This is a genomic window from Dysosmobacter sp. Phy, from assembly GCF_054476235.1.
In genome coordinates this window covers 1,847,343-1,859,284 of sequence record NZ_CM136997.1, presented here as the reverse complement: position 1 = coordinate 1,859,284, position 11,942 = coordinate 1,847,343, and the positions used below count along the sequence as shown (strand labels likewise).

General features: G+C 62.3%; 11 protein-coding genes. 1 reads left to right on the top strand and 10 read right to left on the bottom strand.

Features of this window, described 5'->3' with window-relative positions; translation table 11 throughout:
* Window positions 1–30: 30 nt before the first annotated feature.
* The 9 genes from ACVDHE_RS09015 to ACVDHE_RS08975 all read right to left on the bottom strand — a co-directional run bounded on the left by ACVDHE_RS09015 (window position 31) and on the right by ACVDHE_RS08975 (window position 9,975).
* Window positions 31–2,595, bottom strand: a complete 2,565-nt coding sequence (locus ACVDHE_RS09015) for a response regulator (protein WP_458886169.1) — start codon at window positions 2,593–2,595, stop codon at window positions 31–33.
* A 149-nt stretch (window positions 2,596–2,744) separates the two neighbouring features.
* Window positions 2,745–2,918, bottom strand: coding sequence for a hypothetical protein (locus ACVDHE_RS09010; RefSeq protein WP_458884373.1), 174 nt, complete (start codon window positions 2,916–2,918; stop codon window positions 2,745–2,747).
* A gap of 34 nt (window positions 2,919–2,952) precedes the next feature.
* On the bottom strand, window positions 2,953–4,881 hold the full coding sequence (locus tag ACVDHE_RS09005; RefSeq protein ID WP_458884372.1) for a M56 family metallopeptidase: 1,929 nt from the start codon (window positions 4,879–4,881) through the stop codon (window positions 2,953–2,955).
* Window positions 4,878–5,264: a BlaI/MecI/CopY family transcriptional regulator gene (locus ACVDHE_RS09000; protein WP_418725916.1), complete on the bottom strand. Its 387-nt coding sequence runs from the start codon at window positions 5,262–5,264 to the stop codon at window positions 4,878–4,880. Before ACVDHE_RS09000 ends, ACVDHE_RS09005 begins: the two co-directional genes overlap by 4 nt.
* 65 nt (window positions 5,265–5,329) lie before the next feature.
* On the bottom strand, window positions 5,330–5,590 hold the full coding sequence (locus ACVDHE_RS08995; protein ID WP_458884371.1) for a TetR/AcrR family transcriptional regulator: 261 nt from the start codon (window positions 5,588–5,590) through the stop codon (window positions 5,330–5,332).
* Window positions 5,591–5,802: 212 nt separating this feature from the next.
* Window positions 5,803–6,282 carry an IS200/IS605 family transposase gene (tnpA, locus tag ACVDHE_RS08990; protein ID WP_087270007.1) on the bottom strand — a complete coding sequence of 160 codons (480 nt, stop codon included), beginning with the start codon at window positions 6,280–6,282 and terminating at the stop codon, window positions 5,803–5,805.
* A 185-nt stretch (window positions 6,283–6,467) separates the two neighbouring features.
* Window positions 6,468–8,555, bottom strand: a complete 2,088-nt coding sequence (locus ACVDHE_RS08985; RefSeq protein ID WP_458884370.1) for a heavy metal translocating P-type ATPase — start codon at window positions 8,553–8,555, stop codon at window positions 6,468–6,470.
* Between the two features lie 53 nt (window positions 8,556–8,608).
* Window positions 8,609–8,881, bottom strand: coding sequence for a DUF6110 family protein (locus ACVDHE_RS08980; RefSeq protein WP_458884369.1), 273 nt, complete (start codon window positions 8,879–8,881; stop codon window positions 8,609–8,611).
* Between the two features lie 176 nt (window positions 8,882–9,057).
* Complete coding sequence (locus tag ACVDHE_RS08975; RefSeq protein WP_458884368.1) at window positions 9,058–9,975, bottom strand: helix-turn-helix domain-containing protein; 918 nt, start codon at window positions 9,973–9,975, stop codon at window positions 9,058–9,060.
* Between the two features lie 334 nt (window positions 9,976–10,309).
* On the opposite strand from ACVDHE_RS08975, the gene ACVDHE_RS08970 reads away from it, so the two are divergent.
* Window positions 10,310–10,942 (top strand): class I SAM-dependent methyltransferase, encoded by a 633-nt coding sequence (locus tag ACVDHE_RS08970; protein ID WP_458884367.1) that lies wholly within the window; start codon window positions 10,310–10,312, stop codon window positions 10,940–10,942.
* A gap of 219 nt (window positions 10,943–11,161) precedes the next feature.
* Here the strand turns inward: ACVDHE_RS08970 and ACVDHE_RS08965 are convergent, their stop codons facing one another.
* Complete coding sequence (locus tag ACVDHE_RS08965) at window positions 11,162–11,929, bottom strand: DeoR/GlpR family DNA-binding transcription regulator (RefSeq protein WP_213037757.1); 768 nt, start codon at window positions 11,927–11,929, stop codon at window positions 11,162–11,164.
* Window positions 11,930–11,942 lie beyond the last annotated feature (13 nt).

Here is an 11,942-nt window from a genome sequence, read left to right as displayed (position 1 = left end):
CCGTGCGCCCGCAAGCGGGCGCACGGCGGATCACGGCAGATACCGCTGCAGCAGGCGTAGCAGCTCCCGCATGTCCAGGGGCTTTGCGATATGGGCGTCCATACCGCACTCCAGGCACCGGTGGATGTCCTCGGAGAAGGCGTCGGCAGTCATGGCGATGATGGGAATGGTCTGGGCGTCCGGCCGGTCAAGGGCACGGATGGCCCGGGTGGCGTCGTAGCCGTTCATCACCGGCATCCGCAGATCCATCAGGATCAGGTCGTAGGTCCCGGCCTCAGCGGATTCGAACAGCTCCACGCACTTTTGGCCGTTCTCCGCCCAGTCCAGCCGGAAGCCCTGGGCGGTGAGCAGCTCGTTCGCGATCTCCCAGTTGAGCTCGTTGTCCTCCGCCAGCAGGATGCGGACGCCGGAAAAGTCCCGGCCAGTCTCCTGGGGTTCCTCCGGCCGGGCCGCCTCGTCCCCGGCAAAGCGCAGCAGGCCGTGGTACAGGGTGGACCTGAACAGCGGCTTGGACAAAAAGCCGCTGATGCCGGCCTGACGGGCCTGGTCCTCAATGTCGCTCCAGTCGTAGGCGGAGATCAGCAGGATGGGCACATGGTCCCCGATGGCTGCCCGCAGGCGCCGGGCCGTCTCGATGCCGTCCATGCCCGGGATCTTCCAGTCCAGCAGGATCACCTGGTAATCCCGGCCCTGGCGGTGCCGCTCCCGGGCCATGTCGATGGCCTGCGGTCCGCTGAGCGCCCACTCCGCCCGGACGCCCATGTCCCGGAGGGAGTCGGCGGCGGAGCGGCACAGCTGCTCGTCGTCGTCCACCACCAGCATCTCCCAGTCGGGCAGGCGCATGGTTTCGTCATCCTCGGGAGCGGCCTCCAGATCCAGCGTCACATGGAACTCGCTGCCCTCGCCCCGCCGGCTGGCCACGGCGATGGTGCCCTGCATCTCATCCACAATGTATTTGGTGATGGCCATGCCCAGACCGGTGCCCTCGGTGCGCTGGACGCGGGTGCTGTCCTCCCGGGCGAAGGACTCGAAGATCTTTTTCTGGAATTCCTCCGACATGCCGATGCCGGTGTCCCGGACGATGAAGTGGGTCCGGACGAAGCCCTCGCCCCGGGGGGAATCCTCCTGAGAGACCGTCACGGTGATGCTGCCCTCCTCGGGGGTGAACTTCATGGCGTTGGACAGCAGGTTCAGCAGCACCTGGTTCAGCCGCACGCTGTCGCAGTACAGGTTCTCCCGCCGGATGTTCTGGATAAACACGTCGAACAGCTGCCGCTTGGCCTTTACCTGGGGCTGGATGATGCTGACGATGCTCTCCATGGTCTCCCGCAGGCAGATGACGTCCACGTTCAGCGTCAGCTTGCCGCTTTCAATCTTGGACATATCCAGAACGTCGTTGATCAGGCCCAGCAGGTGCTGGCTGGACAGAGAGATCTTCCGCAGACAGGAGGCCACCCGGTCGGGGTTGTCCATATTGGCCGCGGCGATGGCGGTCATGCCCACGATGGCGTTCATGGGAGTGCGGATGTCGTGGCTCATATTGGAGAGGAACTCGCTCTTGGCCCGGTTGGCCCGCTCGGCCTCCCGCTGGGCCTTTTCCACGGCCGCCAGCTGGCGCCGGGACATGCGCAGATACAGGAAGAACACCACCAGCGTAGCCGCCAGCAGGATCCCGCATCCGGCCAGCATGGTGGCCGCCCGGTCACTGCCCAGGTCCGACACCACCTCGTCCAGCGCGCCGTAGGGCATCACTGTGACCAGATACCACTCGGAGTTGGACAGCGGAGAGCAGTAGACATGCCGCTGCCGGCCGTCCAGCGACATGGCCATGCTGAAAAATCCTCCCTGAGCCAGGCTCCCGCGCATCTCGGAGACCACCTGTTCCGGGCTCTTTCCGGCAAATTCTCCCCGCGCCAGCAGCCAGTCGTAATAGTTGTCCGTATCCACCCGGGAATTCTTCAGCACAAAGCGGCCGCTTCTCTCAATGATGTGGGAGAACACCAGCGTCTCGTCCTCGTCCAGTGACAGCGCCAGGTTGACCGACTCCACGGGCACACCGACCAGCAGGGCGGTGCACCGGCTGCCGTCCCGCATGGGATATCCCTCCGATATCGGATAACCCACCGACACGCCCAGCAGCAGCACGCCCTGGCCGGCGGCGGTGTCGCCCAGGACGACTTTCGGCTCCGCCTGGTTCAGGGAATCCAGAAAGCGGTCCTCCTCCCGGATCGTCACCGGTTCCCCATACAGGATATCCGCCTGGCCGTCGGTGTTGTACAGGGCCAGGTAGGTAAACCCTCTGGCTCTCCCCTTTTCCGTCAAGGTCTGCACGGTGTCCTCATCCATCGTCTGCACCGTCTCGGGCGGCACGGCCAGGATGAGTCCCTCCACTTGGGACATCTGCATTTCCACCAGCGAGTCAAAGTGCCGCCGCAGCTGGGTGTTGATCTCCTCCATATAGATATTCGCCACCCGGGTGATCGTCTCGTTGCTCTTTTGCACCATGGTCTGATTAAGCCACGCGAACACCGCCACGCACAGCGCGGCCAGGACCGCCAGACTGACCCACAAAAAGCGGATGGTCTTTCTCTTCATCACGCCATACCCTCCCGCCAGGGACCTCCCCCTGATTTCGCTGATTTTTATTATACACCCTTCCGGCAGGAAATGGTAGCCGTTATCGCTCCGGCGGATGTTAAAAAACAGCCGCGCCTTTCCGGCACGGCTGTTTCGCGCCCTCCCCTTCACTGAAAGCGGAAGCTGCGTCTTTGCAGGGAGTACAGATAGCCCATAAAAAAGGCGTGGTTCCAGAAGCGCCGGGGAAGATACCCCTCCACCGGATGAAAGGACGCGATCCGAGCCTCCTCGCTGACCCAGACCACATGGGCCGTCCGCTCCGCTCCGGCGATGGTTTCCATGGCAGTGTCTTCCCCCTGTTTCCGCCGTCCGGTCTCATGGCTTATAGAGGGCAGCCCCCGCCGCCTCCATGGCCTGCCGGTCCGTCTCCGCCTCCGACTGGGAATCGCTCAGGTCCGGCATCCCACTGATCTTCTCCGTCCCGGCGGGGATCCAATAGCTCAGTTGGCACTGGTATTCCTCGCTCCAGATGGAGCCATTCGCCCCCGGCAGCGTGGAACAGGTCACATCCTCCGCGGACAGACCGCCGGACAGGAGCCCCTTGCTCAGATACAGCAGCTGCTGAGCGGAGAGGTCCGTGGTCACGCTCTCAGCCGCCAAGGCCGTCAAGGCCGTGATCTGTTCCAGAGAGCATCCGCAGACCGCCTCCGCCAGGGCCCCGATGGCCTGCTGCTGGGTTCGGATCCGGTCCAGGTCCCCCTGGGGATAGCTCTCGCTGAGATCGTTCCCCAGCCGGTAGCGCAGAAGCCCCACGAACTGCTCTCCGTCCAGGTGCCGGGTGCCCTCCGTCAGGTGGATGGACAGCCCCTGGGCCGGGTCGTCGTAGTCCATATCCCGGGGAACGGCGCAGGTCACGCCGCCCACGGCGTCCACCAGGCCGGCCAGAGCCTCCGCGTCGACGATCACCGTGGCGTCCACACGGGTACCGGTCAGCTGGGAGACCAGCTCCGCCGCCGTCTCCAGAGGCGTGTCGGAGGAAAAGGCGCCTCTGCCGGGCGTCTTGGCCGTCCCCTCCGCCTGAGCGAAGTAGGTATCCCGCGGGATACTCAGGACATCCAGGGCAGGCCGGTCATAGTCGCATGTCACCAGCAGCACCGCGTCGCAGCTCAGCTGCGGCGTATTCTGCGCAGTGCCCAGGATCAGGATGTGTTGGATCTCCCGGTCTGTTCCGATGCTCTCCGCCGTGTCCGCGGGGACCTCTGCGCCGCCGAAGCAGCCGGTGAGCACCACCGTGCCGCAGACCGCCAGGCCCGCCAGCGCCGTCCAGACCCGGCCGCTGCGCCTGCCGGGGCGCAGGATGCTCTCCAGCCGGTCCCGCAGGGCCCTGGCATCATTAGAGATGTACGTGGAGGCTGCCGGTCCCCGGATGGACCCGGCTGCATCCAGCAGCACCGCGCCGTAAGCCCGGCGCTCCGCGGCCCCCGCCGCGGCCACCACCCGCTCGTCGCCCAGCCGCTCCAGATCCCGCTCCGCCTCCCAGCGCAGCAGCCATGCAGCAGGGTTGAACCAGTGGATGGCATTTGCCGTCAGATACAGCAGCTTGCGCCAGATATCCCGGCTCTTCCGGTGGCACAGCTCATGGCGGAACAGGTAGCCCAGCGTCTCCGCCTCATACGTCCGCTCTGGCAGCAACAGCCTGGGCCGCAGCGCCCCCGCCAGCACCGGGGTCTCCACGACGGCGCAGCGCAGCAGCGGCGGATGGGGCACCTCGGGCAGCACCGACCGGTACAGCGCCAGTACCGCCTCGCCCTCCTCCGGAACGGCCCACCGGCGGACCCGGCGGCGGAAAAGGAACTCTCCCCCGGCCTGCCACAGCACAAAGGCGGCGGCCCCCACTCCCCAGATCCACTGGGCGGCTGTTTCCGGCGTCACGGACGGCAGCCGGGCGGAGCTTTCCCCCTCCTCCGGCGCAGCGGCCTGCAGGGCCGGTGCCGCCCCGGTCTGGGGGACACTCTCCGCCGTCTGTCCCATCGGCTCCGCCGCAGGCTGCGGCGCGGCGGCCTGGCCGCGGTTGGTCTCTTCCGCCGGAGCCGAAACGGCGGCGGGCAAGGCGATGCGGTAGGCCTGGGGCGGCCGCAGAAAGGGTCCCGCCAGCAGCAAAATCGCCAGCAGCAGCCACAGCCGGTTCCTTCCCCCGGCGGAAAAGCGCCGGTACCACGGCCGGGCCGCGGCGGCCAGCGCACAGGCGGCCGCCCCCACCACCAGGGACGTCCGCAGCAGATCGATGACAAAGGACTCCATCATGTTCCGCCCTCCCATTCCTCCAAAAAGCGCTTGAGCTCCGCCATGTCCGCATCGTCAATGGACTTTCCTGCGTACAGCGACGCCACCAGGCCGGTCACGGAGTTGCCGTAGAGCTTTTCCAGCACCGTGCGGCCCTCCTGCTGCTGATAGGTCACCTCCGGGATCAGCGCCCGGTACAGATTGTTCCGCCCCTGCTTTTCGCACAGGAGGAACCCCTTGTCACAAAGGCGCTTCAGAACCGTCATCAGCGTGGCCAGCGCCCAGTCCCGCCGGCCCCGGAGGGCCGCGCGCACCTCGCTGGCGCTGACCGGTCCCTCCGCCCGCCACACTGCCTGCATGATCTCCAGTTCGGCATCTCCCAGCCGTTTGATCTCCTGCTCCATCAGCCTGCCTCCTTTTTATACACTCGTATAATTCGATTTAATTATACAGCCGTATAATTTCTTTGTCAAGTGTCTTTCCGCGCCGGCAGCTCGGCAAAGGAGGTCTGGGCTTCCATAAACCGGCCTATGGGCGCGGCGGCGTGAGGCTTTACAAGGGAGGCAAAGCGCGCCTCCTTGCTGGAAAAATAGCCGGAAAAAGCGCCGGCGGCAGTTCCCGCCTGTTTGACGATCTGGCGCAGGGAGGCACCCGGAAAGCCCTTCTCCAAAAATGCCTCCATCGCTGCCTGCTGAATCTTCTCCAGCGCAGCGGCAGGCCGTCCCTCCATATAGCAGTGATATATAACCCCGTTATAACCAAAGGATCCACACACTTTGTCAAGGGAGATGCGCGAAAAATCGTGCCCCAGTCAAAACCTCCGGCTGAGCCGGAGGCTTGAGTAGGCCCTATAAGGGCCAGATACGGACGAAGCCCCTTAAGGGGCCCCGAAAGGTTTGCCGACTGCATTTCTTTCTCGGGCTACCCCTTAAGGGGTTCCTCTTATGCCTTCTTGTTCTCGCGACCCGTAAACGGGTCAACAAACTCTTTCAGCCCTATCTGGTCTGCTATTTGATCCGATGCCAGTTGATTTCGGATATACTCTGCTATCTGCTTTTTATTCCGTCCCACTGTATCCACATAATATCCTCTCGCCCAAAAGTGCCGATTCCCATACTTATATTTTAGATTCGCATGTCGGTCAAATATCATCAGACTGCTCTTCCCCTTTAAATACCCCATAATCTGTGACACGCTGTACTTGGGTGGGATACTTATCAGCATATGGATATGATCCGGACACGCTCTGGCTTCTATTATTTCTACCCCCTTCTGCTGGCACAGTTTCCTCAATATCACTCCTATATCCTGTTTTATTTGTCCATATATCTCCATCCTCCGATATTTTGGTGCAAATACGATGTGATATTGACATCTCCAACTCGTATGCTCTAAACTACTTATGTCTTTGTCTTTCACGATGAAGACCTCCCTGTTATCGTAGTTGTGTGGTCGGCAAACCACTTCTACCTTATCAGGGAGTTTTTTCTTTTTCTACTTTTCTCCTCGCTTTAAGCTATTTTTTACCCCCGGCTTAGCCGGGGGTTGCCTTTGGTACCACCAAAAACAAGAGCGGCCTGTCAAAGGAACTTTGACAGGCCGCTCCGTTATCTGCCCGGCGCAGACGGCAGAGCGCTCATGCTCCGCAGGCTGACGGCCAGGGTGGAGAGATTATGGAGCGTGGCGGAGGCGGCTGGAGGCAGGATCCCGGCCGCGCCCAGGGCGATCAGGGCGCCGTTGAATCCGATGACGAAGCGGTAGTTGGAGTGGATGCGCGCCATGAGCGCCATGGCGATTCGGCGCAGCTCCGCCAGCTCCCACAGGCTGTCCGCAGCGATGGTGATGTCCGCGATCTCCCGGGCGATGGCCGCGCCGCCGCTGATGGCGATGCCGGCGTCCGCCTCGGACAGGGCCGGCGAGTCATTGATGCCGTCGCCCACCATCAGGACTGTGTGTCCCTCCCGCCGCAGCCGGGCCACATACTCCGCCTTGTCCGCAGGGAGCACCTCAGAGCGGAATTCGTCCACACCCACCTGGGCGGCAACGGCAGCAGCCGTACGGCGGCTGTCCCCGGTGAGCATGACGGTATTGGTGATACCCAGGGCACGGAGCGAGGCAAGGACTTCTTTCGCCTCCTCCCGCAGCGGATCGGAGATACAGATTACCGCCGCCAGCTGTCCGCCCGCAGCCAGATACAGGTGGGAATCCTCCGGCGAAAGCGCCTCAAAGTGGTCCTGCTCCCCCTCTGGAATCCGGCAGCCCTCATCCTCAAACACAAAATGCGCGCTGCCGATGAGGACCCGCTCCCCATTGACCGTACTGGCGATCCCGTGGGCCACCAAGTACTCCACCTTGGAGTGGTACTCCGCGTGGATCAGGCCCCGCCGCCGGGCCTCCTCCACCACGGCGTTGGCCATGGAATGGGGGAAGTGCTCTTCCAGACAGGCGGCCAGCCGCAGCATCTCCCCCTCGTCCCTGCCCCCGAAGGGAACCACCCGGGCCACTCTGGGACAGGCATGGGTCAGGGTCCCGGTCTTGTCAAAGACGACGGTATCAGCCGCGGCCACCGCCTCCAGGAATTTGCCGCCCTTGACGGTGATATGGGACCGGCCAGCCTCCCGCATGGCGGAGAGGACGGCCAGCGGCATAGCCAGCTTCAGCGCACAGGAGAAGTCCACCATCAGCACCGACAGCGCCCGGGCCGCGCTGCGGGTGAGGGCAAGTCCCAGCAGGCTCCCCGCAAAGGTATAGGGCACCAGCCGGTCGGCCAGCGTCGCCGCTTTGCTCTCGGCGGCAGACTTCATCTGCTCCGATTGCTCGATCATGCGCACGATCCGGTCATAGCGGCTCTGGCCGGAGGGCTGCTTCACCTCCAGCACGCACTCCCCCTCCTCCACCACAGTCCCGGCATACACCGCTCCGCCCGGGCGCTTGGGCACCGGAATGGACTCCCCGGTGAGGGACGCCTGATTGACGGTGACCTCCCCCTCCAGCACCACACCGTCCACCGGGATGATCCCCCCGGCGCGCACCACCACGGCGTCTCCCGGCCGGATCTGGGAAACAGGGACCAGTGCCTCGCCCCGGGGCGTGCGCAGCCAGACCCGGTCCACATGCAGCGACATGCACGCCGCCAGATCCTCCACGGATTTTTTCCGCGTCCACTCCTCCAGCAGCTCACCCGCCTCCAGCAAAAACATGACGGTCCCGGCCGTCTCAAAGTCGCCCCGGCAGACAGAAAGGGAGACGGACAGGGCATCCAGGAGTTCGACTCTGATGCGGCGGCGGAACAGGCAGCGCAGTCCCCGCCCCACAAAGGGAATCATGTGCCACAGAATACGGGCAATACGCAGCGGCGGCGGCAGGAACAGGGTGCATGCCGCCCGGCATACCACCATACCCACCAGCTTTTCCTCAAACTCCCGGTTCAGCGCCCGGCTGCTGCGGGCGGGCAGCGTGACGGTCTGCTCCGCCTCCTGCCAGGAAAAGCGCCGGATAGCCTCCAGCACGGCCCGTCGGTCTCCGTCATAATACACGATGACACAGCAGGTGCGCTCATGGACAGCGGCCTGCCGCACCCACGACTGCTCCCGGAGCCAGGCCTCCAGCAGGTCCGCCTGGACAAGGGTCATCCGTCTCTGCCGCAGCCTGAGCCGGATGCGGCCCCGGCTCTCATGCAGGATCGTTGCGTTCATAGCGTTCTCCTTTCCGAAAAAGAGGGAGCCGCAAGCGGCTCCCTCTGCGGATATCAGGCTTCTTCGCTCACCAGCTCGGCAGCGGCGGTCTCCTCCGCCTCCTTCGCCGTGCGCGTCTCATTCAGGTCCCTGGCGGAGGCCAGGATGTCTGCGGCATTCTCCTGGACCGTGGTCACGGTCCCCAGAACAGAGTCCTTCATCCGCAGACCGGCGGCTGTGACATGGACATAGGCTTTTCTCGCGTCCCTGCTGGACAGCAGCCTGATGCCGACCGACCCAAACAGCGCACCGCCCGCAAAGCAGGCCAGCTTCGTGTAAACGTTCATGATCGAACCTTCCCTTCCCTTATTTTCGTTTGTAGCCGGTGACCATGACCATGATCATGCAGAACACCGCACCCCAGGCCCAAAATCGATGCCGCCTCATCAGTGTCACTCCTTTTGTGCCGAACGTAATGGATTTGTGCAGATATCGTAACAGAGAACACGGCCGGTTGTCTTTGCTAAAACAGACGTGAAATTGCGGCTTTCGACATTTTTCTCAACCGCCCGGGCGTCGTCCCATAGTGCCGCTTAAAGGCTGCGTTGAATTGGCTCACTCCTTCATATCCCACCGCCTGGGCAATCTCCTGATTGGACAGGCCCGTGGAGCGGATCAGTTCTGCCGCATGCTTCATGCGCACTCCGATCAGCCAGCGATGGATCGGCTGTCCATACGTACGGCGAAAATCCGCTTTCAGGGATGTGGGAGAGAGAGAAAACCGCCTGCTCAGAGCAGGAATGGTGATTTTCTCCGACAAATGCGTCTCCATGTACTGCTTCACGTCCAAAATGCTCTGTGAGACATAGCCCTCTGCCGGCAGCGGCAGATCCCTTCCCCAATCTCTGGTACAGAGCAGATACAAAAGCTCCACGGCCTTGAAAACGCAGTACCGTCCCCGGGCGTCATCCGGCAAAGACGCAAGGCATCGGAACGCCGCGTGGGTCCATGGCGAGTCCGCCATCACAAAGCACCCGCCCTGCGCATCCATTCGTTCCTTCACCAGTCCGGTATCCAGCGTCAGCCCCATGGCCGAACAGGCCGAAAAGAAGCTCCCCCGGGCCGCCCCGCCATCCACCGATACCAAAATCCCTTTCAAATCTCCGCTGATTTTAAAAGAGCGGAACCCGGACACATCGGAGAGCAAAAAGACGTTCTCCGCCTTCACCTTGCCGGAGCGGCCATGCATACGTTCGGCGATGGCGCTTCCGCCCTGACAGAAAAACGTCTCAAAATGGCCAGGCACCCCCGCAATCGGAATGGCCCGCATTTTTTCCGCCCAGGATTCCTCAAGTTCAAACTGACAGATCCGTACGCCCGGCATAGCGCCGCTCCACCGGATCAAGCCGTGTCCTCCGTTTGTCAAAAATTCACTCAGCATATTGCTCTCCCAATCGTCAATATCAGAACTTACCTGCCTTTATGCTGGATCTGAGGATATATAGTTAGCTAAAACTAACTATATGATACTACGTTATCCAGAAAATTGCAAGCCTGGAATCCGATAAATTGGCCGGCACAAACCCGCACAGGATTTGCGCCGGTCACCCCTTGCATATTGCCGGACAGCGTGCTACAATCCGCATATGGTTAGTTTAAACTAACACCATTGCATATCATCCGCAGCCGCCCCGTGTTCCCGCTGGACGCCGGCTGGGGACCCTGCGGGGAACAGCGGAAGTTCAATCCACACAAACGAGGAGGGTCAAGCGATCATGCGCAATTTCTTTGAACACACCCGAAACCCGCAGGGCCTGGGCGGAAAAATCATGGTGTCCATGATGAACCGGGGCCATGCCTCCGTGGCCCGCTGGGGCATGCAGCACCTGGAGTTAAAGGACGGCAGCCTGGTGCTGGATGCAGGCTGCGGAGGCGGCGCCAACATGGCCGCCATGCGGAAGCGTTTTTCCGGCGGGCTGGTCATTGGGCTGGACCACTCCCCTGTAAGCGCAGCCAAAGCAGAAAAGGTCAACCGCCGGGCCGTGGCCGCTGGCCTTTGCCGGGTCACGGTGGGAGACGTGGCGTCTCTTCCCTTTCCCGACAGCGCCTTCGATCTGGTCACCGCCTTTGAGACCGTCTATTTCTGGCCGGAGCCGGAGCAGAGCTTCCGCCAGATGCTTCGGGTCCTGAAACCGGGCGGCTGCTTTCTGATTTGCAATGAAGCCGACGGCTCCGATCCCGCTCAGGAAAAATGGTGTGCCATCATCAAAGGCATGAAGATTTACACCGCAGGGCAGCTGGAGCGCTTTCTGCGGTCCGCGGGGTTCTGCCAGGTACGCACAGACCGCGTCTCCCGGCGCAACTGGCTCTGCGTGACCGCGAAAAAGCCTTGGCAGACGCCTGGCTGACACATTCCTGCGCACAGCAGGTCAGGCGGCGCACATCCAACAGCAGCAAAAGGAAACAAGGAAGGCGCGAGAACTCTCGCGCCTTCCTTGTTTCGTATGCAGCGGAAACAGGCCCGGGCCGGCCCCTCCTGTTGCCGGTTCCGGAAGCTCGGCAGCGTTTCTGCCCGCAGGAGACACGCTCCCCATGCCCCGGATGCCGCAGTGCCGGGCTTGATCTCCCTATGCGATCACAACCCGCACATTCATCTTCTCCGCCTCTTTTACATAGGATTCCTCAATTTCGTTATCCGTAATAATGCTGTAAATCTCATCCACCGAACAGACCATGAACAGGTCCTTGCTGCCGAACTTGCTGCTGTCCGCCAGCACAAAGGTGCGGTCCGCGCAGGCCAGCATCTCCCGCTTCACTTCCAGCTGCGGGGCGCCTGCCGCTGTAAGTCCCACCTTCAGGTTGATGCCGTTGATGCCGATAAACGCCTTGTTGACATGGTATCTGCGCACCTGGGCCGCCGTGATCCCGTCCAGCATGTTGGGAGACTCGGAGAACACCTTTCCCCCCAGCACAAAGAGCGTCACATGATCGCAGGAGACCAGCATGGCAGCCGCGCAAAGGGAGTTGGTGATGACAGACACCTGCTTTTCCGGACCCTTCTGGATACATTCCGCAAGGTACAGGCAGGTCGTGGAATCGCCCAGCATGATGGTGTCCCTGTCCTCGATATATGTGTATGCCTTCTGGGCGATGGCCCGCTTTTGCGCGGCTCGCTCATAGTAGAGGCCCGGCCGGAAGGAAACGGAGATCCCGGCGGATCTGCGGATGGCTCCGCCGTAAGTCCGCTTCAGCCGTCCCTCCTCATCAAGGCGCTTGATATCCCCCCGGATCGTCACTTCCGAGCACTGCAGCAGCCTGCTCAGATCCGTGACCCGAACTTCCCCCGTATTCTCCAGTTCTCTGAGAATCGTTCTCAATCTTTCTTCCTGTTTCATATCGATCTTTCCT